Source organism: Pseudomonas sp. B5(2017) (assembly GCF_002112825.1).
Classification (GTDB): Bacteria; Pseudomonadota; Gammaproteobacteria; order Pseudomonadales; family Pseudomonadaceae; genus Aquipseudomonas; species Aquipseudomonas putida_Z.
Window position 1 is genome coordinate 97,764 of sequence record NZ_NEIR01000011.1, and the last position, 21,951, is coordinate 119,714.

18 protein-coding genes and 4 tRNA genes are annotated in these 21,951 nt (G+C 65.2%); 19 read left to right on the forward strand and 3 right to left on the reverse strand.

Features of this window, described 5'->3' with window-relative positions; genetic code table 11:
* The first annotated feature begins 76 nt into the window (after positions 1–76).
* The 17 genes from CAG00_RS28850 to CAG00_RS17820 all read left to right on the forward strand — a co-directional run bounded on the left by CAG00_RS28850 (position 77) and on the right by CAG00_RS17820 (position 15,526).
* Complete coding sequence (locus CAG00_RS28850) at positions 77–457, forward strand: hypothetical protein (RefSeq protein ID WP_176240898.1); 381 nt, start codon at positions 77–79, stop codon at positions 455–457.
* 216 nt (positions 458–673) lie between these two features.
* Entirely contained in the window at positions 674–1,678 is a 1,005-nt protein-coding gene (locus CAG00_RS17745; protein WP_085664937.1) for an aspartate-semialdehyde dehydrogenase, read from the forward strand.
* Positions 1,679–1,749: 71 nt separating this feature from the next.
* Complete coding sequence (locus tag CAG00_RS17750) at positions 1,750–4,473, forward strand: FimV/HubP family polar landmark protein (protein ID WP_085664938.1); 2,724 nt, start codon at positions 1,750–1,752, stop codon at positions 4,471–4,473.
* Positions 4,474–4,681: 208 nt separating this feature from the next.
* On the forward strand, positions 4,682–5,542 hold the full coding sequence (gene truA / locus CAG00_RS17755) for a tRNA pseudouridine(38-40) synthase TruA (protein ID WP_085664939.1): 861 nt from the start codon (positions 4,682–4,684) through the stop codon (positions 5,540–5,542).
* Between the two features lie 61 nt (positions 5,543–5,603).
* Positions 5,604–6,224: a phosphoribosylanthranilate isomerase gene (locus CAG00_RS17760; protein WP_085664940.1), complete on the forward strand. Its 621-nt coding sequence runs from the start codon at positions 5,604–5,606 to the stop codon at positions 6,222–6,224.
* Between the two features lie 222 nt (positions 6,225–6,446).
* Positions 6,447–7,340, forward strand: a complete 894-nt coding sequence (gene accD, locus CAG00_RS17765) for an acetyl-CoA carboxylase, carboxyltransferase subunit beta (RefSeq protein ID WP_025338243.1) — start codon at positions 6,447–6,449, stop codon at positions 7,338–7,340.
* Entirely contained in the window at positions 7,340–8,647 is a 1,308-nt protein-coding gene (gene folC / locus CAG00_RS17770; protein ID WP_085664941.1) for a bifunctional tetrahydrofolate synthase/dihydrofolate synthase, read from the forward strand. The genes accD and folC overlap by 1 nt, the downstream gene beginning before the upstream one ends.
* Complete coding sequence (locus CAG00_RS17775; RefSeq protein WP_085664942.1) at positions 8,631–9,302, forward strand: SPOR domain-containing protein; 672 nt, start codon at positions 8,631–8,633, stop codon at positions 9,300–9,302. The genes folC and CAG00_RS17775 overlap by 17 nt, the downstream gene beginning before the upstream one ends.
* Before the next feature lie 227 nt (positions 9,303–9,529).
* Complete coding sequence (locus CAG00_RS17780) at positions 9,530–10,087, forward strand: CvpA family protein (protein WP_013971612.1); 558 nt, start codon at positions 9,530–9,532, stop codon at positions 10,085–10,087.
* A gap of 42 nt (positions 10,088–10,129) precedes the next feature.
* Positions 10,130–11,635: an amidophosphoribosyltransferase gene (gene purF, locus CAG00_RS17785; RefSeq protein WP_025338246.1), complete on the forward strand. Its 1,506-nt coding sequence runs from the start codon at positions 10,130–10,132 to the stop codon at positions 11,633–11,635.
* A gap of 16 nt (positions 11,636–11,651) precedes the next feature.
* Positions 11,652–12,863, forward strand: a complete 1,212-nt coding sequence (locus CAG00_RS17790) for an O-succinylhomoserine sulfhydrylase (protein WP_025338247.1) — start codon at positions 11,652–11,654, stop codon at positions 12,861–12,863.
* The gene (locus CAG00_RS17795) at positions 12,860–13,633 is read left to right on the forward strand and encodes an SDR family oxidoreductase (protein ID WP_013971614.1); all 774 of its coding nucleotides are present in this window, start codon (positions 12,860–12,862) and stop codon (positions 13,631–13,633) included. The genes CAG00_RS17790 and CAG00_RS17795 overlap by 4 nt, the downstream gene beginning before the upstream one ends.
* A gap of 240 nt (positions 13,634–13,873) precedes the next feature.
* Positions 13,874–13,949: transfer RNA gene (locus CAG00_RS17800), tRNA-Val, on the forward strand.
* Positions 13,950–14,015: 66 nt separating this feature from the next.
* Positions 14,016–14,092 (forward strand) — tRNA-Asp (locus CAG00_RS17805).
* Between the two features lie 99 nt (positions 14,093–14,191).
* Positions 14,192–14,268: transfer RNA gene (locus CAG00_RS17810), tRNA-Asp, on the forward strand.
* Between the two features lie 141 nt (positions 14,269–14,409).
* A tRNA-Asp gene (locus tag CAG00_RS17815) sits at positions 14,410–14,486 on the forward strand.
* Positions 14,487–14,686: 200 nt separating this feature from the next.
* A complete protein-coding gene (locus CAG00_RS17820; RefSeq protein WP_084785086.1) occupies positions 14,687–15,526 on the forward strand; it encodes a DUF2242 domain-containing protein in 840 nt (279 codons plus the stop codon).
* Positions 15,527–15,875: 349 nt separating this feature from the next.
* Here the strand turns inward: CAG00_RS17820 and CAG00_RS17825 are convergent, their stop codons facing one another.
* Both CAG00_RS17825 and CAG00_RS17830 read right to left on the reverse strand, forming a co-directional pair.
* Positions 15,876–16,916, reverse strand: a complete 1,041-nt coding sequence (locus CAG00_RS17825) for an AraC family transcriptional regulator (RefSeq protein WP_085664943.1) — start codon at positions 16,914–16,916, stop codon at positions 15,876–15,878.
* Between the two features lie 4 nt (positions 16,917–16,920).
* Positions 16,921–18,039 carry a nitrilase-related carbon-nitrogen hydrolase gene (locus CAG00_RS17830; protein WP_085664944.1) on the reverse strand — a complete coding sequence of 373 codons (1,119 nt, stop codon included), beginning with the start codon at positions 18,037–18,039 and terminating at the stop codon, positions 16,921–16,923.
* A gap of 191 nt (positions 18,040–18,230) precedes the next feature.
* On the opposite strand from CAG00_RS17830, the gene CAG00_RS17835 reads away from it, so the two are divergent.
* Together CAG00_RS17835 and CAG00_RS17840 are read left to right on the forward strand one after the other, a co-directional pair.
* Positions 18,231–20,267 carry an NADPH-dependent 2,4-dienoyl-CoA reductase gene (locus tag CAG00_RS17835; protein ID WP_085664945.1) on the forward strand — a complete coding sequence of 679 codons (2,037 nt, stop codon included), beginning with the start codon at positions 18,231–18,233 and terminating at the stop codon, positions 20,265–20,267.
* Between the two features lie 153 nt (positions 20,268–20,420).
* On the forward strand, positions 20,421–21,311 hold the full coding sequence (locus CAG00_RS17840) for a 1-aminocyclopropane-1-carboxylate deaminase/D-cysteine desulfhydrase (protein WP_085664946.1): 891 nt from the start codon (positions 20,421–20,423) through the stop codon (positions 21,309–21,311).
* Here the strand turns inward: CAG00_RS17840 and CAG00_RS17845 are convergent.
* A complete protein-coding gene (locus CAG00_RS17845) occupies positions 21,302–21,847 on the reverse strand; it encodes a cytochrome b (RefSeq protein WP_003260150.1) in 546 nt (181 codons plus the stop codon). The two genes, CAG00_RS17840 and CAG00_RS17845, sit on opposite strands and share 10 nt — an antisense overlap.
* Positions 21,848–21,951 lie beyond the last annotated feature (104 nt).

A 21,951-nucleotide genomic window follows, 5' to 3' on the forward strand; every position in this document is an offset into this window, starting at 1 on the left:
TTTTTGGTTCCTTTTTGCCACGACAAAAAGGGACCCGCCGTAAGGGCGGAAAGGTGACTTGGCGCCACCATCGCGAATGAATGCCTACTCGATGGGAATGCCCGCATCCAAAAAGCAAAAAGCAAAAAGCCAAAAAGCCAAAAAGCCAAAAAGCCAAAAAGCCAAAAAGCCAAAAAGCTTAAGCGACGGTTTTGATATGGCGAACAGTCCGTTTGCGATGGCGACGCTGACTCACCTTTTCGCCCTTACGGCGAGTCACTTTTTGCCAAACGCGGCAAAAAGTAACCAAAAAACGCTGCGCTCCCATCATCCGGCCCCTGCGCTGCGCTCCGGGGTTCCCTCGCGCCGGTCTTGCTCCCGGGAGTACGCGCTGCAGGCCCCATCCATGGGGCCTCAGCGCTTGACGGGCATCCATGCCCGTCACCTCCCTCCGCAAGACCTCTGCTCGGCCTCCTGAAGTCGCGAAGATCAAGATCAAGATCAAGATCAAGATCAAGAGCAAGAGCAAGAGCAAGAGCAAGAGCAAGAGCAAGAGCAAGAGCAAGAGCAAGAGCAAGAGCAAGAGCGGCGCAGCGCAGCGCAGCGCAGCTCTAGGTTTGGGCCAGCACAGACAAAACTCTACAATCCGAGTAAAGTGCCGCCCCCCGCCGTTTTCAGCAAAAGGATCCCTTCCATGACAAACCCTTTGGACATCGCCGTCGTCGGCGCCACCGGCAGCGTCGGTGAAGCCCTGGTGCAGATCCTCGAAGAGCTGGATTTCCCGGTCGCCACCCTGCACCTGCTGGCCAGCATGGAATCGGCGGGCAGCAGCGTGATGTTCGCCGGCAAGAAGCTGAAGGTGCGTGAAGTGGACAGCTTCGACTTCGCCCAGGTCAAGCTGGCCTTCTTCGCCGCAGGCGCCGCCGTCAGCCGCAGCTTTGCCAGCAAGGCGCTGCAGGCAGGCTGCACGGTCATCGACCTGTCCGCTGGCCTGGACGACGCCCTGGCCCTGGTGCCAGAAGCCAACGCCGAACGCCTGGCCGGCCTGGCATTGCCCGCCCGCATCGTCAGCCCGTGCTCGGCCGCGGTTGCCCTGGCCGTTGCACTGGCACCGCTCAAAGGCCTGCTGGATATCGAGCGGGTGCAGGTAATGGCCGCGCTGGCGGTGTCCGCACAAGGCCGTGAAGCGGTCAACGAACTCGCCCGGCAAACCGCCGAGCTGCTCAATGCCCGCCCCCTGGAGCCACGCTTCTTCGATCGCCAGGTGGCGTTCAACGTGCTGGCCCAGGTCGGAGCCGCTGATGAGCAAGGTCACACGGCCCTGGAGCGCCGCCTGGTCAGCGAGCTGCGCGTGCTGCTGGGCCTGCCGGAACTGAAGATTTCCGTGAGCTGCGTTCAAGTCCCGGTGTTTTTCGGCGATAGCTTCAGTGTGGCGGTGCAGAGCCGTCGCCCGGTAGACCTGGACGCGGTCAATCAGGCCCTCGAGGCGGCCGACAGCGTCGAACTGGTGGAGCGCGATGATTATCCGACCCCGGTAGGCGACGCAGTGGGCCAGGACGTGGTCTATGTTGGTCGTGTACGGCACGGTGTTGATGAAGACCAGCAGCTCAACCTCTGGCTGACCACCGACAACGTACGCAAAGGCGCCGCGCTCAATGCCGTGCAAGTGGCGCAATTGTTGATTAAACACATGCCGTAAAAGATACTGGCGAGCACTATTGTCCTGCTCCGCATGCAGGTTTCAGGACGCTTTATACAAGGGAAGAGGTCATGCTTCGAATTCGCAAACTGGTTCTGGCCATGGCTGCAGCATCGGCGCTGTCGTCGGGCATGGCGAATGCCCTGGGCCTGGGGGAGCTGACCCTCAAGTCGGCACAGAACCAGCCCCTGGACGCCGAGATCGAGCTGCTCGACGTGCGCGACCTCACCGCCGCCGAAGTGGCGCCGAGCCTGGCGCCGCCGGAAGAGTTCAGCAAGGCCGGGGTGGCGCTGCCGACGTACCTCGAAGACCTCACCTTCACGCCGGTGATCAACCCCAACGGCAAGAGCGTGCTGCGGGTTACCTCCAGCCAGCCGCTGCCTGAACCGGTGGTAAAGTTCCTGGTCCAGGTGATGTGGCCGCAAGGCCGCCTGCTGCGTGACTACAGCGTGCTGCTCGACCAGGCCAAGGCCCAGGGCGAAAAGCCGGCTGCAGGCAATGTCGCGCCAGCGGTGACCGCTGCCGGCAGCTATACCACCCAACGCCGCGACACCTTGTGGCAGATTGCCGCGCGCAACACCCAGGGTGGTTCGATCCAGCAGACCATGATCGCGATCCAGGCGCTGAATCCGGACGCCTTCATCGGCAACAACATCAACCAGCTGAAGGTTGGCCAGGTGCTGCGCCTGCCCGACCAGCAGCAGATCCAGAATATCGCGCAGGGCGAGGCGACCGCTGAGGTGGCCGAGCAGTATGCCGCCTGGCGTGAAGGCCGTCGCCTGGGCCCGCGTGCCCGCCAGCTGGACGCCACCCGTCGCGGTGCCGCCGAGGCAGCGCCAGCGCGTATCGCCCAGGGCGACAACCTGCGCCTGGTCAGCCCGGGCAACCAGGCCGGTGCCGACCAGGCCAAGGCCCTCAACGACAAGTTGGCGGTGGCCCAGGAAAGCCTGGACACCAGCCGTCGCGACAACGAAGAACTCAAGAGCCGCATGGCCGACCTGCAGAGCCAGCTGGACAAGCTGCAGCGTCTGATCGAGCTGAAGAACAACCAGCTGGCCCGCCTTGAAGCCCAGGGTGCGGCGGCGCCGGCCCAGCCGGTCGCCAAGCCTGCACCTGCCGCCGTCGATACCGCACCCAAGCCGGTGCCCGCCGCCGAGGCCGCACCTGCCGGCCAGCCTGGCAGCCTGGTTGACGAAATCATGGGCAACCCGCTGCTGCTTGGGCTGATTGCCGGTAGTGCCTTCCTCGTACTGCTGCTTCTGCTGTTGCTGCTGGCGCGCAAGCGCAAGGCCCAGCAGGAGGCTGAAAAGCACCTGCGCATGGCGCGGGCGCTGGAAGAAGAGCAGGGCGCAGGCTTCGACAGCGATAGCGCAAGCTTCGATGGCGTCGAGGTCTCGGCCCCGAGCGTGACCCTGTCGCCGGCCGTGGTCGCCGCTTCGGCTGCCGCCGCCACCGCCGCGGAAAAAACATCGGCACCCGCAGTGGAAGCGCAACCTGAACCGCAAGCCGACCCCCACGCAGCGCTGCTGGCGGAGGTCGAGCAATGCGTGGCCGAAGGCCGCCTGAACCGCGCTGCCGACCTGCTGGAGCCTGCCGTGGCCGCCGCGCCGCAGCGTGACGACCTGCGCCTGAAACTGATGGATGTGTACGCCCGCCAGGGTGACCAGAGCGCGTTCGTCGAGCAGGAGCGCAAGCTGCCGGCCAGCGAGCCGAACAGTGCAGCTGTTGCCGGGCTGAAAGAGCGTTACCCGGCCATGCTCGGCCTGGCCGCTGCCGGCCTGGGCGCGGCGGCCCTGGCTGCCGAGATGGACGAGCAGTACGTGCAGGAGCTGCTGCAGGATCAGCCTGAAACGCCAGTGGTTGCCGACGTGGCACCCGAGGAAGAGTCGGCGTTCGAGCCAGAGGTGGCGTTTGAACCAGAGGCCGTTGCCCAAGTGGAGCCTGAGGCAGTGCTCGAGCCCGAAGTTGATCTGGATGCTGAGCTGGATGCCTTCGATGAAGTGCCGACCCTCGATGCGCCGGGCCTGGACGAGCAGGACCTGGACAGTGCCTTCGACCTGAGCCTGGGTGACGACCTGCCTGAGCAAGACCCGCTGGCGGCGCCGCTGCTGGACGAATCGGTGGCCCAGCAACCTGTCGTCGACGAGCCGGTACTGGATGAACCGATGCTGGAAACGGCTCAGCCGGAAGACGAGCCGTTTGCCGTGGACGCCGAGCTGCAGGCCGACGCCGACGCCGAGTTCGAGGCCATGCTGGCCCAGGCCGAGACACAGCCCGCTGTGGACCTGTCCGACTTCGACCTCGACGTCAGCGAACCGGTTGTCCCGGCCGCCACGGCTGCGGACGACGAAACCCCGGTGGATGTCGCCGCCGAGCTGGCTGCCTTCGACAGCGAGCCAGCGTTCGACCCGCTTTCCGAGTTCGACCTGCCGTCCGACTTCGATCTTTCGCTGTCGCTGGAAGACGATTCGCCGGCAGCCAAGAGCTTTGCCTCGGAGCTGAACGACGTCAACGCCGAACTGGACAAGCTGTCGCAGAGCCTCGAATCGCCGTCGCTGGAGCCGCACTTCACCAGCGAGGACGCGGCTGCCCAGCCAGAGCTCGAGCCACTGGACGACCTGGACTTCGACTTCTTCTCCGGTAGCGACGAAGTGGCCACCAAGCTTGACCTGGCCCGCGCCTATATCGACATGGGCGACAACCAGGGCGCGCGCGACATCCTCGATGAAGTGGTCAAGGATGGCGACGACAGCCAGCGTCAGGAAGCCGAGGACATGCTCTCCCGGTTGGTCTGATGCAAGCAGGGCCGGCCTCTTCGCGGGTAAACCCGCTCCCACAGGTTCATCACAGGTCCGAATTCTGTGCGGGCCCTGTGGGAGCGGGTTTATCGAGGCGTCGAACCGCCGCGAAGAGGCCCTGAAAGGCAGTGCATATTCAACGGCAGCCCTACACGGCTGCCGTTGTCGTTATAATCCCCGCCATTCCGTACACCCCACAGGTTTCATGCTCTTGGACATCATCGACACCGCCGCCGCCGAGTCCGCGGCCGAAGGCTACTCCCGCATCGCCCTGGGCGTGGAATACAAAGGCGCGCGCTATCGTGGCTGGCAGCGCCAGGCCAGTGGCGTGCCCAGTGTCCAGCAGGCCCTGGAGCAGGCCCTGTCCAAGGTGGCCAACGAGCCGATCTCGGTGATCTGCGCCGGGCGTACCGACGCCGGCGTGCATGGCTGCGGGCAGATCGTGCACTTCGACACCCGCGCCGTGCGCGACGAACGCGCCTGGACCATGGGCACCAACTTCAACCTGCCCCATGACATCAGCGTGGTCTGGTCGCGGCCGATGCCGGCCGACTTTCATGCCCGCTTCAAGGCCTGCGCCCGGCGTTACCGCTACGTCATCTACAACGACCCGATCCGCCCGGCGCACCTGGCCGAGGAAGTCACCTGGAACCACCGCCCGCTGGATGTCGAGCGCATGGCCGAAGCCGCGCAGTACCTTCTCGGTACCCATGACTTCAGTGCCTTCCGCGCCAGCCAGTGCCAGGCCAAGTCGCCGATCAAGCACATCTACCACCTGCGCGTCACCCGCCATGGCCAGATGATCGTGCTGGATGTGCGTGCCACGGCCTTCCTGCACCACATGGTGCGTAACATTGCCGGTGTACTGATGACCATTGGTGCCGGAGAGCGCCCGGTCACCTGGGCGCGTGAGGTGCTGGAGGGGCGCAACCGCCGCAAAGGCGGGGTAACGGCGCACCCGTACGGGCTCTACCTGGTGCAGGTGGAGTACCCCGAGGAATACGCGCTGCCCAAGCGTTACATCGGCCCACACTTTTTGACCGGCTACGAGGCATTGGCAGACTGACGGGCGAAAAGTCATTTGCTAACATCCGGCCTTTCACCGTAACAAGCAGGGTTCGCTGTCCATGAGCAATGTTCGCAGCAAGATCTGCGGGATTACCCGCATCGAAGACGCACTGGCCGCTGCCGAAGCGGGCGCCGATGCCGTCGGCCTCGTCTTCTATGCCAAGAGCCCGCGCGCCGTGGACGTGCGCCAGGCGCGGTCGATCATCGCCGAGTTGCCACCGTTCGTGACTACGGTCGGGCTGTTCGTCAACGCTTCGCGCTGCGAGCTGAACGAGATCCTCGAAGTGGTTCCGCTGGACCTGCTACAGTTCCACGGCGATGAAACCCCGCAGGACTGCGAAGGCTACCACCGCCCCTGGATCAAGGCCCTGCGCGTGCGCCCGGGCGACGACCTGGAGGCGGCCTGCCAGCTTTACGCCGGTGCCCGCGGCATTCTGCTGGACACCTATGTGCCAGGCGTACCCGGAGGCACCGGTGAAGCGTTCGACTGGTCGCTGGTGCCGGCGCGCCTGAGCAAGCCGATCATCCTGGCGGGCGGGTTGTCTGCCGACAATGTCGGCCAGGCCATCGCCCAGGTGCGGCCGTACGCGGTGGATGTCAGTGGCGGCGTGGAGCAAGCCAAGGGCATCAAGGACGCGGCGAAGATCGAGGCATTCATGCGTGCGGTGAAACAGGCGTGATGGCAGATGTGACGGCTGGCTGCGCGCCATCGTCCATAGCTTTCGCAGCCCTGCGGGGCAGCCGCCTGCGCCTGTGGCGGCAAGACAACACATTAGCGGTGGGGTGGCGCGCTGGAAGTCCCGGCGGCCGGTCCATCATCGTTTCATAAAAGATTTTGAGCTCAAGGGCAGGGCAGGGCCGGCGACACCGGCCCACGCCTGCCAATACTGGAGAAAGAAAGCATGAGCAACTGGTTAGTCGACAAACTGATCCCTTCGATCATGCGTTCCGAGGTGAAGAAGAGCTCGGTGCCTGAAGGCCTGTGGCACAAGTGCCCGGCCTGCGAGGCCGTGCTGTATCGTCCGGAGCTGGAAAAGACCCTGGATGTCTGCCCCAAGTGCAACCACCACATGCGCATCGGCGCACGTGCGCGCATCGACATCTTCCTCGACGCCGATGGCCGTGCCGAACTGGGCGCCGACCTGGAGCCGGTCGACCGCCTGAAGTTCCGTGATGGCAAGAAGTACAAGGACCGCCTGACCGGCGCGCAGAAGCAGACCGGCGAGAAGGACGCCCTGATCTCCATGAGCGGCACCCTGATGGGCATGCCGATCGTGGTCAGCGCCTTCGAGTTCTCGTTCATGGGCGGCTCCATGGGTGCCATCGTCGGCGAGCGCTTCGTGCGCGCGGCCAACTATGCCCTGGAGCACCGCTGCCCGATGGTCTGCTTCTCCGCTTCGGGCGGTGCACGCATGCAGGAAGCGCTGATCTCGCTGATGCAGATGGCCAAGACCTCGGCCGTGCTGGCGCGCCTGCGCGAAGAAGGCATCCCGTTCATCTCGGTACTGACCGACCCTGTGTACGGTGGTGTTTCCGCCAGCCTGGCCATGCTCGGTGACGTGATCGTCGGCGAGCCAAAGGCACTGATCGGCTTCGCCGGCCCGCGCGTGATCGAGCAGACCGTGCGCGAGAAGCTGCCGGAGGGCTTCCAGCGCAGCGAGTTCCTGCTGGAGCACGGCGCCATCGACCTGATCATCTCCCGTGGCGAGCTGCGCCCGCGTCTGGCCCGCCTGCTGGCGCAGATGACCGGCCAGGAAACCCCGGAGCAAGCGCGTGAGGCGGCTGCCGTCGCGTGATGAAACAACGATCCCTGGGCGAATGGCTCGCCTACCTCGAGCAGTTGCACCCCTCGGCCATCGACATGGGCCTGGAGCGGTCGCAGAAGGTGCTTGCCCGGCTGGCGCTGGGCAAGCTGGCGCCACGCGTGGTGACGGTGACCGGCACCAACGGCAAGGGCTCGACCTGCGCCTTCGTGGCCTCGCTGCTGCGTGCCCAGGGGCTCAAGGTCGGCGTGTACAGCTCGCCGCACCTGTTGCGTTACAACGAGCGGGTGCTGATCGATGGCCAAGAGGCCAGCGATGATGCCCTGTGCGAAGCCTTCGCCGCCGTCGAGGCGGTGCGAGGCGATATTTCCCTGACCTACTTCGAGATGGGCACCCTGGCCGCGTTCTGGTTGTTCTACCAGTCGCAGCTGGATGCCGTGGTACTGGAAGTGGGCCTTGGTGGCCGCCTGGACACCGTGAACGTGGTGGATGCCGACCTGGCCCTGGTGACCAGCATCGGCGTCGACCATGTCGATTACCTGGGTGATACCCGCGAGCTGGTGGCCTTCGAGAAGGCCGGCATCTTCCGTCAGGGCAAGCCGGCACTGTGCGGTGACCTGGATCCGCCTCGGCCGCTGCTGGACAAGGCCGCCGAACTGGCTGCGCCGCTGTTCCTGCGTGGTCGTGACTTCGACCTGGCCAGTGCCGATGGCAGCTGGAACTGGCGGGGTACTGCGGCTGATGGTGCGCAGGTAGAGCTGCGTGGCCTGCCTTTGCTCGACCTGCCCATGGAAAACGCCACGCTGGCCCTGCAGGCCTACCTGCTGATGGGCCTGCCCTGGGACGCCGGGCAGATTCGCCAGGCGCTGCTGGATACCCGCATCACGGGTCGCCTCGACCGTCGCCTGCTGAGCTGGCAGGGCAAGCCGGTGGAGCTGTTGCTGGATGTCGGGCACAACCCGCACGCCGCGGAGTACCTGGCCCGGCGCCTGGCGGCCCGGCCGCTGAAGGGGCGCCGCCTGGCGGTGTTCGGCCTGCTCGCCGACAAGGACCTGGACGGTGTTGTCGCGCCGCTGCAGGGGCTGGTCGACGACTGGGCAGTGGCGCCACTGGATACCCCGCGCAGCCGCCCGGCTGCGGAGCTGGCCACGGCCTTGACGAACGTCGGCGCCGCGGTGAAGTCTTATGCCAGCGTCGATGCTGCCCTTGAAGGGCAATGCGCGCAGGCAACGGCGGATGACCAGATCTTGCTGTTCGGTTCGTTTTTCTGTGTTGCCCAGGCACTGGAATGGCTGGAGCGGCACGCCCAGGAGGGTGGAGTAGATGGCAGTGCTGGATAAAGGGATGAAACAGCGCATGGTGGGTGCGTTGGTGCTGGTGGCGCTGGCGGTGATTTTCCTGCCGATGCTGTTCACCCGCGAGGACGAGATGCGTCAGGTGCGCGTCGAGGCCCCGCAGGCGCCGGCCATGCCAAGCCTGCCGGAAGTGAAGGTGGAGCCGGTCGCCGTGCCGGAGCCGCAGGCCATTGCGCAAGAGCCGCAACAGCCACCGGTGGTGGTGGACGAGTCCACCGCGCCGGCGAGCGCGCCCAGCCAGCCGATTACACCGTCACCGCAGACCCAGCCTCAGGTGCAGGTGCAGCCCCAGCCTCAGCCTCAGCCCGTCAAGCCGCAGGCGCCCGTGGCCAAGGTCGAGCCTCAGCCGGCAGCCAAGCCGGCCGCGCCGGCGGCGCCATCGAAGATCGACGTCAATGGCCTGCCGGTCAGCTGGTCGATCCAGTTGGCCAGCCTGTCCAACCGTGCCGGGGCCGAAAAGCTGCAGCAAACCTTGCGTAGCCAGGGTTACAACGCCTATATCCGCTCGGCGGGTGGCATGAACCGGGTGTACGTGGGGCCGCTGATCGAGCGGGCCGAGGCCGAGCGCGTGCGCGACGCCATCAACCGCCAGAACAGCCTCAAGGGCTTCGTGGTGCGCTTCCAGCCTGAGCGCAGCTGAGTCTGGCTGACTCGGGCCTTGTAGGAGCGGCCTTGTGTCGCGATCGGGCCGCATGGCGGCCCCAGCGATTTTGGCTGTGTCCGAGACCCTTGGGGCCGCTGTGCGGCCCGATCGCGACACAAGGCCGCTCCTACAGAAGTGCGCATGCTAATCCACCCGACATTCCGCTTACTCCCAGCCCGCCGCTCTGTTAAAATGCGCCGCCTCAAACGTCTGCAGGCAGCACCGTGGCATTTACCTTGGTTGATTGGGCGATCATCGCGATCATCGCCGTCTCCACACTGATCAGTCTCAAGCGCGGCTTCGTCAAGGAAGCCTTGTCCTTGCTCATCTGGATCATTGCCGGTGCGGTTGCCTGGATGTTCGGCGGTTCGCTCTCGGTGTATCTTGAAAGCTACATCCAGACGCCGTCGATGCGCGTCATCGCCGGCTGCGCCATTCTTTTCGTCGCCACCTTGCTGGTGGGGGCCATGATCAACTTCCTCATCGGCGAGCTGATCCGCGTGACCGGGCTGTCCGGTACCGATCGTTTCCTGGGCATGGCCTTCGGCGCCGCGCGCGGGGCCTTGCTGGTGGTGGTGGCCATCGGGCTGATCAGCCTGGGGCCGGTTCAACAGGACACCTGGTGGCAGGAATCACGCCTGATACCACAATTTCTCTTGGTCGCCGACTGGTCGAAAAACCTGATCCTGGGTTTTACCGGCCAGTGGACACCCAGTGGGCTGATCGGCACTCCAGCTGATCTTCCGTTCAAGGAACAGTTGCTCGGGCCGGCAAAGCCCTGAGCGCTATTCACTCAAGTTTCGTCAAAGTAGGGGTTGCGTCGCATGTGTGGCATCGTCGGTATCGTCGGTAAGTCGAACGTCAATCAGGCGCTGTATGACGCGCTTACGGTCCTCCAGCACCGCGGCCAGGACGCTGCCGGTATCGTGACCAGCCATGACGGCCGGTTGTTCCTGCGCAAGGATAATGGCCTGGTGCGCGACGTGTTCCAGCAGCGCCACATGCAGCGCCTGGTCGGCAACATCGGCATCGGCCACGTGCGCTACCCGACTGCGGGCAGCTCGACCTCGGCCGAGGCCCAGCCGTTCTACGTCAACTCGCCATACGGCATCACCCTGGCGCACAACGGCAACCTGACCAACGTCGAGCAGCTGGCCAAGGAGATCTACGAGTCCGACCTGCGCCATGTCAACACCAACTCCGACTCGGAAGTACTGCTGAACGTGTTCGCCCATGAGCTGGCGGTGCGCGGCAAGCTGCAGCCGACCGAAGAAGACGTGTTCGCAGCGGTTTCCCACGTGCACAGCCGCTGCGTCGGCGGTTACGCCGTGGTGGCGATGATCACCGGCTACGGCATCGTCGGCTTCCGTGACCCCAACGGCATCCGCCCGGTGGTGTTCGGCCAGCGTCACACCGACGAAGGCGTGGAATACATGATCGCCTCGGAAAGCGTGGCCCTGGACGTGCTCGGCTTTACCCTGATCCGCGACCTGGCGCCGGGCGAAGCGGTATACATCACCGAAGAAGGCCAGCTGTACACCAAGCAGTGCGCCGAAGCACCGAAGCTGCAACCGTGCATCTTCGAGCATGTCTACCTGGCCCGCCCGGACTCGATCATGGATGGCGTGTCGGTGTACAAGGCCCGTCTGCGCATGGGTGAAAAACTGGCCGACAAGATCATGCGCGAGCGCCCCGAGCACGACATCGACGTGGTCATCCCGATCCCGGACACCAGCCGCACCGCGGCCCTGGAACTGGCCAACCGCCTGGGCGTCAAGTTCCGCGAAGGTTTCGTCAAGAACCGCTACATCGGCCGTACCTTCATCATGCCCGGCCAGGCTGCGCGCAAGAAATCGGTACGCCAGAAGCTCAATGCCATCGAGCTGGAGTTCCGCGGCAAGAACGTGATGCTGGTGGACGACTCGATCGTGCGCGGCACCACCTGCAAGCAGATCATCCAGATGGCCCGCGAAGCCGGCGCCAAGAACGTCTACTTCTGCTCCGCAGCCCCTGCGGTGCGCTACCCCAACGTCTACGGCATCGACATGCCGAGTGTTCACGAACTGATCGCCCACAACCGTACCACCGAACAAGTGGCCGAGTTGATTGGCGCCGACTGGCTGGTCTACCAGGACCTGCCGGACCTGATCGACTCGGTCGGTGGCGGCAAGATCAAGATCGACCACTTCGATTGCGCGGTATTCAACGGTGAGTACGTCACCGGCGATATCGACGAAGCCTACCTCGACCGTATCGAGCAGGCTCGTAACGACCTGGCCAAGGTCAAGAACCAGGCGGTCAGCGCGATCATCGACCTCTACAACAACTGATTTCGGGAGCGACGGCATGACGGATCAATGGGATGCCGGACGACTGGACAGTGACCTCGAGGGTGTCGGTTTCGACACCCTGGCGGTGCGCGCCGGTCAAAACCGTACACCGGAGGCCGAGCACAGCGAAGCGCTGTTCCTGACCTCCAGCTATGTGTTCCGCACGGCTGCCGATGCCGCCGCGCGCTTTGCCGGCGAAACGCCGGGCAACGTCTATTCGCGCTACACCAACCCGTCGGTGCGTGCCTTCGAGGAGCGCCTGGCGGCCATGGAAGGCGCCGAACAGGCCGTGGGCACCTCCACCGGCATGGCGGCGATCCTCGCCGTGGTGATGTCGCTGTGCAGTGCCGGTGACCATGTGCTGGTGTCGCAGAGCGTGTTCGGCTCGACCATCAGCCTGTTTGAGAAGTACTTCAAGCGCTTTGGCGTGCAGGTGGACTACGTGCCACTGGTCGACCTCGCCGGCTGGGAAAAGGCCATCAAGGCCAATACCAAGCTGCTGATCGTCGAATCGCCGTCCAACCCGCTGGCCGAGCTGGTCGATATCACCGCTCTCAGCGAAATCGCCCATGCCCACGGTGCCATGCTGGTGGTGGACAACTGCTTCAGCACCCCGGCGCTGCAGCAGCCGCTGAAGCTGGGTGCCGACATCGTGTTCCACTCGGCCACCAAGTTCATCGACGGCCAGGGCCGCTGCATGGGTGGCGTGGTTGCCGGCCGTGCCGAGCAGATGAAAGAAGTGGTGGGCTTCCTGCGTACCGCAGGCCCCACCCTCAGCCCGTTCAACGCCTGGATCTTCACCAAGGGCCTGGAAACCCTGCGCCTGCGCATGCGTGCGCACTGCGAAAGCGCCCAGGTACTGGCCGAGTGGCTGGAGCAGCAGGAGGGCGTGGAGAAGGTGCATTACGCCGGCCTGCCGAGCCACCCGCAGCACGAACTGGCCAAGCGCCAGATGAGTGGCTTCGGTGCGGTGGTCAGCTTCGAGGTCAAGGGTGGCAAAGAGGGCGCCTGGCGCTTCATCGACGCTACCCGTGTGATTTCCATCACCACCAACCTGGGTGACAGCAAGACCACCATCGCCCACCCGGCCACCACCTCCCACGGTCGTCTGACGCCGCAGGAACGTGAAGCCGCCGGCATCCGCGACAGCCTGATCCGCGTTGCCGTGGGCCTGGAAGATGTGGCCGACCTGCAGGCCGACCTGGCGCGTGGGTTGGCGGCACTGTGATCGAAATCCGCGGCGGTACGCCCGGCCATAACGGCCGGGTAGCCCTGGTGACCGGTGCCGCGCGCGGCATCGGCCTGGGCATTGCCGCCTGGTTGATCTGCGAAGGCTGGCAGGTGGTGCTCAGCGACCTTGACCGCCAGCGTGGCGCCAAGGCGGCCAAGGCCCTGGGTGACAATGCCTGGTTCATTACCATGGACGTTGCCGACGAGGCCCAGGTCAGCGCCGGGGTATCCGAGGTGCTGGGGCAGTTTGGCCGCCTGGACGCGCTGGTGTGCAATGCGGCCATCGCCAACCCGCACAACCAGACCCTCGAAAGCCTGAGCCTGGCGCAGTGGAACCGGGTGCTGGCGGTCAACCTCAACGGCCCGATGTTGCTGGCCAAGCATTGTGCGCCGTACCTGCGTGCGCACAACGGGGCGATCGTCAATCTCACCTCCACCCGGGCGCGGCAGTCCGAGCCCGATACCGAGGCCTACGCGGCGAGCAAGGGCGGCCTGGTGGCCTTGACCCATGCCCTGGCCATGAGCCTGGGCCCGGAGATCCGCGTCAATGCGGTGAGCCCGGGCTGGATCGATGCCCGTGACCCGTCGCAGCGCCGTGCCGAGCCGTTGACCGAGGCGGACCATGCCCAGCACCCGACGGGCAGGGTAGGGACGGTGGAAGACGTGGCGGCCATGGTTGCCTGGCTGTTGTCTCGGCAAGCGGCGTTCGTCACCGGCCAGGAGTTCGTGGTCGATGGCGGCATGACCCGCAAGATGATCTACACCTGAGCCTTTTGCATATCCTGTACCGGCCTTTTCGCGGGTAAACCCGCTCCCACAGGTACTGCGCAGTTCTCAAGGCCTGTGCAGTACCTGTGGGAGCGGGTTTACCCGCGAAGAGGCCGCCACAGGCAACCGCACCGCTTTTGCGCTTTTCTGAAAAAAATTCAATGGGGCTATTGACTTAGCTTCGCCACCTGCGTAAATTTCGCGGCCTCAGCGAAGCAAACGCAACAAGCAACATCGCGAGGGTGATTAGCTCAGCCGGGAGAGCATCTGCCTTACAAGCAGAGGGTCGGCGGTTCGATCCCGTCATCACCCACCACTTCCTGAGATGTTCCTGGTGCTTCGGGTTTCGCAAGAGGCCGATAGCCAGAGAGGAACGCACTGCGCAGCGGTAGTTCAGTCGGTTAGAATACCGGCCTGTCACGCCGGGGGTCGCGGGTTCGAGTCCCGTCCGCTGCGCCATTTTTCAGTAACAGATGGGTGCCTGGCACCGGTCTGAAGCCACAAGGCAAGCGCCTTGGGCTGATCCCAGTTTCAATCGGGCGAAAGCCTGAACGATACGCAGCGGTAGTTCAGTCGGTTAGAATACCGGCCTGTCACGCCGGGGGTCGCGGGTTCGAGTCCCGTCCGCTGCGCCATCTTCGTTTCAAGGTCCCTTGAACACCTTGAAGCAAACACAAGAGAAGCGATCACGTTATCGCTTTTTTTGTGCCTGCCCTGAGGCCATCGCGCCGGAAGGGTAGACCCAGGTTTCAATCGGGCGCAAGCCTGAATGATACGCAGCGGTAGTTCAGTCGGTTAGAATACCGGCCTGTCACGCCGGGGGTCGCGGGTTCGAGTCCCGTCCGCTGCGCCATCTTCGCCTCGAGGCCCCTTGAACGCCTCGAAGCCACGAGAAAGCGACCTTCGGGTCGCTTTTTTCGTTTTTACGCCTGGCAATCGCCGCCCCTGACCCAGATTTACACGAACCTGACAGACTCTTCACCGATCAGCGGTTCCTGTGCCTGCCTGCTGTGTTGCACAATAGGCACCTTCTCGACTTACCCGGAATTCGCAATGACCAGATCTTCCGTCTTTGGTGCGCTCGGGCTGGCCCTGGTGCTGGCGGGCGTGACCGGTTGTTCCTCGAAAAAAGCCGCCGTCTACGAGCACGAGAACTTCGATGACTCGGGCACCTTCTCGCGCAGCTTCCCGGTGAGCGATGCCGGCTCCTGCGAGGCCGCCCGGCGCGCCTTGCTCAGCCAGGGCTACATCATCACCAGCAGCGGCGCCAACCAGGTGGTGGGCAACAAGAGCTTCCAGCAGAACAGCGAGAACCACCTGCAGATCAGCTTCAACGTCACCTGTGCGCCGGATGTGAGCGACGAGCAGCGTTCGACCATGTTCGCCAACGCCCTGCAGGACCGCTACGCCCTGAAAAAGTCCAACACCTCCGCCAGCCTGGGCGTTGGTGTACTGGGGTCGGTGTCGATGCCGATCGGCTCCAGCGACGACTCGATGGTCAAGGTGGCCAGCGAGACGGTGACAGCGGCGCAGTTCTATGACCGCTATTTCGCCCTGGTGGAGAGCTACCTGCCAAAGCCCAAGCCTAAACAGGAGAGCAAGGCCAAGGTCGAGGAGCCCGCGCCGAAGGTCGAAGCGCCCGCGGCTGCCCTGGGGCTGCCAGAGCAGGCCGCGGCAGCGCCGGTGGCACCGGCCCCGGTGGCGGCGCCTTTGGTTGAGGCGGCGCCAGCCCCGGCCCCTGTTGCCCCGGCCAGCGAGGCGGTAGCCGCGCCGGTGGTGGATGACAGCCAAGGCTCGCAACCGGTGGCCCCGCCGGCGGAGGCGGCACCGATCGAGGTGCAGCAGGAAGCCCAGCCTGCCGAGGCCGCCGAGACCGCTTCCCCCGCCCTTTGATAGCTTGCCTGTACCGGCCTCTTCGCGGGTAAACCCGCTCCCACAGGTACTGCGCAGTTCTCAACATCTGCGCAGTACCTGTGGGAGCGGGTTTACCCGCGAAGAGGCCGGTGCAGGCAGTCCATCCCCTGTTACAGACGCACCGCGATAACTTCCTGAACACCTGCTACGTTTACCACTCATAAGCTTGTCATCATTCCTTCACTCCACCTGCTTAGGTTGAAGGCGACACCGATAAAGATCATGAGATGAGAGGACGCAGGGCTATGGACGAATACCAGGAAGAACTTCTCGAATTCCAGGCTTATGAACTGGACACCCCGGAACCGGCTGACGACGCTACCGAGCTCTAGCCCGCCCGCCGCTGGCTGCGGCGAAACTCCCCCGGTGTAAGGCCCGTCCAGCGCTTGAAGGCGCGCTGGAAGGCCTCGGCCGACGCAAACCCCAGCAGATAGGCAATCTCGCCAAAGGCCAGCTCCGTATCGCGGATGTAGGTTTCGGCAAGGTCGCGCCGTGTTTCGCTGAGCAGGTCGCGAAAGCGCGTGCCTTCCTCGGCCAGTTTGCGGCGCAACGTCCAGGTCGGCAGTTGCAGGTGCAGCGCCACTTCTTCCAGGTCCGGTTCACGGCCACCATTGAGCAACGGGCCCAGCAGGTGGGTGATGCGCTCACCCAGGCTGCGCACCCGCGTACGCTGCAGCATTTCCGCCTCGCACAGCTGCAGCAGGTGCTGCCAGGTGCTCGGGCAGTGCCTGGGGTTGGCCAGCTGCAGCGTGGCGCGGCTCAGGCGCAGCTGGTTGCCGTCGGCCGCGAACTGCACGGGCGTGCTGCACAGCGGCTGGTAGCGCGCGGCATAGGCGGGTGCGGCAAACTCGATGTCCATATGTTCGGCCTGCACCGCCGTACCGGCCAGGTCGGCAAGCTGGGCGAGCCAGCCGGCGAGTAGCGAATCGACCACGAAACGGTTGTAGGCGTTGTAGGGGCTGATGGAGTAGAAGCGTAGCCAGGCGCCCTGGGCATCTTCCTGAAAACTGGAGTGGCCGCGGTAGTTGGCGGCGTACAGCGGCTCGAAGCGCAACAGGGTGCGTGCCGCCTCGCCCAGGTTCGGTGCCTGGGCAGCGGTGACCCCGGCCAGGCCGGCATGCGCCAGGCGGCTCAGGCGCCCCATGTGCAGGCCCAGCGCGGCCTCGCCGCACAGGTCGATGGCGGCGTGCCCCAGGTGCATGTAGCGCGGGATCGACAAGCGCGCACCAGCTTCGCTCAGGCGCGCCGCATCCAGGCCATAGCGGCGCAGCAGCGGCTCGGGGTCGTGGCCCAGTTCGCGCAGGGCCTCGGTCAGCGGCTGGACAAAACCAACCGACAGGTCGCCCAGGCGCACGCGGGGGCGGGCCATGGGCTTACAACCACAGGTTCAGCAAGCGGGCGCCAGGGCTGGGGGTGCCCGCCAGCAATTCACCCGCCTGGTGCGCAAAGCCCTGGCCGTCGCTGCCTTGTTCCCAGAACTGCCCACGCATGAACACGCTCATGCTGCTGACGCCGGCCCCGGCCGCTTCGGTCAGGCGCTGCCAGGCCGCCTGTTCGCTGACTTCGCCGCGCTGCAAGGCCAGCCCGGCGCTGGCATCCTGGTGGCGATTGCCGCGCCAGGGCGCTTGCCAGCTGCCCTTGCCGCTGAGGAATACCGGGTTGGCGATCAGTTGTACCGCCTGTCGTGCCAGTTGCTGGTGGTTTTCCGGGTACCAGCTGTCACTGCCCACCAGCACGCCCAGGCGCCCCGCAGGGGTTTGCAATACTTGCAGCGGGTGCTGGCGGCCATCGTGTACATAGCGGCGCATTTCGCTGTCGGGGAACTGCTGGCGTTGCGGTTGGCCCAGCAGCGAGCCGTCACCGGCGAACACCACGCTGCTGTTGAACAGCGGGCCGCTACCGGCATGCAGCACACCCTGTTTCACGTAGGGGGCGGGCAGCACGATGGAGCCGGCCACCAGGGTGACGTTGAACTCCTTGGCCAGGCCACCGAACAGTTGCTGGTAGTCCGCAGCCATCTGCTCGGCTTTCATGCGCAGGTGCGCGTCGGCGCGCCAGTCGTCCCCGTCGGCACGGAGCATGGCCAGGCCATAGCGCAGCGGGTTGCTCAGTTCCAGCCATTGCAGGGCTTCGCGGCTTTGCGTGACCTGGTACAGCTCGTTCTTTTCTCCGCGTGCCCACAGCCAGGTACCGATGTGCTCTGGTAGCACCACCACCGTACGCGGGCTGACAAGCCCTTGGGTACGTGCCTGCTCCAGGTAGGCCGCGAGCTTGCGGTGCAGGCGTTGCAGGTTCTGGTAGTCGCCCGGGTAGAGCAGCGGTTCGACGCCGAGCAGGTTGCCGTGCTCGCCCGGCACGCCGTGGTTCAGTGCCAGTTCGATGCGCAGGTCGGACAGGTAGTGGCCTTCCGGGCGCTGCTGGGTCCAGAAACCGTAGCCGCAGAGGGCGGCGATCATCACCAGCGCCAGGGCGCTTGCCAGGAGTTTTCGCATGAAGCAGGACGGCGCCTTGGAAACGAGAGTTTCCTAGGGTAGTCGTGCTGTGCGCGAGGATCAATAACTTGTCAGTTTCGATCATTGAGCCCGTTCAAACGGCTGTTTAATGTCGCAGGCAGACAAACGACGGGGCCCGCCAGCCGGTGCGGCACCCGCATTCCGTGATCACGCCACCTGGGGACCTTTCCATGGCCGCCGACCGCTACCCGCACCTGCTCGCCCCGCTGGACCTGGGCTTCACCACCTTGCGCAACCGCACCCTGATGGGCTCGATGCACACCGGCCTCGAAGAGCGTCCGGGCGGCTTCGAGCGCATGGCGGCGTACTTTGCCGAGCGCGCCCGCGGTGGCGTCGGCCTGATGGTCACCGGCGGCATCGCGCCCAACGATGAGGGTGGGGTGTATTCCGGGGCGGCCAAGCTCAGCACCGAGGAAGAGGCCGACAAGCACCGCATCGTCACCGAGGCGGTACACGCTGCCGGCGGCAAGATCTGCCTGCAGATCCTGCATGCCGGGCGCTACGCCTACAGCCCGCGCCAGGTGGCGCCCAGCGCGATCCAGGCGCCAATCAACCCGTTCAAGCCCAAGGAACTGGACGAGGCGGGTATCGAGAAGCAGATCGCCGACTTCGTCAATTGCGCGGTGCTGGCCCAGCGCGCCGGTTACGACGGCGTCGAGATCATGGGTTCGGAAGGCTACTTCATCAACCAGTTCCTCGCCGCCCACACCAACCACCGCACCGACCGCTGGGGTGGCAGCTATGAAAACCGCATGCGCCTGGCGGTGGAGATCGTCAGCCGGGTGCGCGGTGCGGTCGGGCCGAACTTCATCATCATCTTCCGCCTGTCGATGCTCGACCTCATCGAGGGCGGCAGCACCTGGGACGAAATCGAGCTGCTGGCCAAGGCCATCGAGCAGGCCGGCGCGACCTTGATCAATACCGGCATCGGCTGGCACGAAGCGCGTATCCCGACCATTGCCACCAAGGTGCCGCGTGCGGCCTTCAGCAAGGTCACCGCCAAGCTGCGTGGCGTGGTGAACATTCCGCTGATCACCACCAACCGCATCAATACTCCGGAAGTGGCCGAGGCGGTGCTGGCCGAGGGCGATGCCGACATGGTCTCGATGGCACGGCCGTTCCTGGCCGACCCGGACTTCGTCAACAAGGCCGCTGCCGGCCGCGGCGACGAGATCAATACCTGCATCGGCTGCAACCAGGCCTGCCTGGACCATACCTTCGGCGGCAAGCTGACCAGTTGCCTGGTCAACCCGCGTGCCTGCCACGAGACCGAGCTCAACTACCTGCCCGTGCGCACCGTGAAGCGCATTGCCGTGGTCGGCGCTGGCCCGGCCGGCCTGGCGGCAGCCACGGTGGCGGCCGAGCGCGGCCACGCGGTAACCCTGTTCGATGGCGCCAGCGAGATCGGCGGGCAGTTCAATGTGGCCAAGCGGGTGCCGGGAAAGGAAGAGTTCCATGAGACCCTGCGTTACTTCCGCAACAAGGTCAAAAGCACGGGCGTGGACCTGCGCCTGAATACCCGGGTCGATGTGCAGGCCCTGGTGGACGGTGGCTACGACGAGATCATCCTGGCCACCGGCATCGCCCCGCGCACGCCGGCCATCCCCGGTGTCGAGCATGCCAAGGTGCTCAGCTACCTGGACGTGCTGCTCGAGCGCAAGCCGGTGGGCAAGGCTGTCGCGGTGATTGGTGCGGGTGGCATCGGTTTCGACGTTTCCGAGTACCTGGTGCATCAGGGCGTGGCTACCAGCCTGGACCGTGAGGCGTTCTGGAGGGAGTGGGGCATCGACACCCATCTGCAGGCACGCGGTGGCGTGGCCGGGATCAAGGCCGAGCCGCATGCCCCGGCGCGGCAGGTGTACCTGTTGCAGCGCAAGAAATCCAAGGTGGGTGACGGCCTGGGCAAGACCACCGGCTGGATTCACCGTACCGGGTTGAAGAACAAGCGGGTGCAGATGCTCAACAGCGTCGAGTACCTGGGTATCGACGATGCCGGCCTGCATATTCGCGTGGCCGATGGCGAGCCACAGGTGCTGGCGGTGGACAACGTGGTGATCTGTGCAGGGCAGGAGCCGCTGCGCGAACTGCAGGACGGGCTGGTGGCAGCGGGGCAGTCGGTGCACCTGATTGGTGGGGCCGATGTGGCGGCCGAGCTGGATGCCAAGCGGGCGATCAACCAAGGATCGAGATTGGCGGCTGAGCTCTGAGATCGCCGGGGCCGCGTTGCGGCCCTGTGGGAGCGGGTTCACCCGCGAATAGGGCTGCGCGGTGCATGGCACCGGCTGCGCCGGTGTTCGCGGGTGAACCCGCTCCCACAGGGGCGCAAAGCGCCCTCGGGATTTCACTGGTAAACTCGCAGCATGCTCCTCGACCTCCCCCAACCCCCCCTTCAGCCCCTGATCCTGCCCTGGCTCCAACAAGCCCAGGTAGAAGCCGCCATCCTGCGCCTGGACCTGATCGACCCGCTGATCAGCGGCAACAAATGGTTCAAGCTACGCCACCACCTGCAACAGGCCAGCGCCAGCAACGCCCCGGGCCTGATCAGCCTCGGCGGCAACCATTCCAACCACCTGCACGCCCTGGCCGCTGCCGGCAAGCGCTTCGGCTTCGCCACCGCCGGCCTGCTGCGTGGCCACGCCCAGGACACGCCAACCGTGCGTGACCTGCAGGCGCTGGGCATGGAACTGCATTGGCTGGGCTATGGCGGCTATCGCGCACGAAACCAAGCGGGTTTCTGGGAACCCTGGCAGGCACGCTACCCGGGTTGGCACTGCATCCCCGAAGGGGGCGGCGGGCTGGCCGGTGCACAGGGCTGCGCGCTGATCATGCAGCAGGCGCGCGCGCAGATCGCGTCACTGGGCTGGTCGGGCTACGACGCCTGGTGGCTGGCTGCCGGAACGGGGACTACCCTGGCCGGCCTGGCAATGGCCGAGGCGGGCGCACATGTGGTGCATGGTGCATTGGCGGTACCCAGGGACCATGGTGTGCCGGAGGCGGTAGCGACACTGGCCGGCGCGCATGGCTACCAGCTGCACGACGCCTGCCGTGGCGGTTTCGGTAAATTCGACGCTGAGCTGCTGGCGTTCATCGCCGATTGCGAGCAGCACACCGGCGTGCCGCTCGAAGCCCTCTACACCGGCAAGGCCCTGCTGGCCCTGCGTGAGCAGGTCGAAGCCGGGCTGTTCGCGCCCGGCACCCGCCTGATCGTGGTGCACACCGGCGGCCTGCAGGGCCGGCGCGGTTACTTGTAGGGCAGCATGCGCAGCAGCGTGTTGTCGCGCTGCACATAGTGGTGATACAGCCCGGCCAGAGCGTGCAGGCCGATCAGCCAGTAGCCCCAGCTGCCGATGCGTTCATGCCAGCCTTTGATGAACTTGGCCTGGTCCGGGTTCGGGCCGATCAGGTGCGGCAGCTCCAGGCCGAAGAACGGCACTGGTTTGTCGGCGGCGCTGAGGATCAGCCAGCCGGCCAGTGGCAGGATGATCATCAGCAGGTACAACGCCAGGTGCATCAGGTGCGCGAGGCCGGTCTGCCAGGCCGCAGGTTTGGGCACGATGGGTGGAGTCGGGCGGCTCAGGCGGATGGCCAGGCGCAACCAGACCAGCACGAACACACTGAGCCCGAGCATGAAGTGCAGGTCCTTCATCAGGTTGCGTTCGACGCTGTCCTTGGGGAACAGGCCACGCAGTTCGATTAGGGCATAGACAGCGGCCAGCAGCACCAGCATCAGCCAGTGCAGGGCGATGGACAGGCGCGCGTAATGGGTCGCGGGGGTGGATGAAACCATGATTGGTCCTCGTCATCAGGTCGGAATGGCGCTCTTGCCGGCGCTCAGGAAGTACTGTAATGGCTACGGGGGAACAAATCTTTGCGCCAGGTCTGTGAAATTTG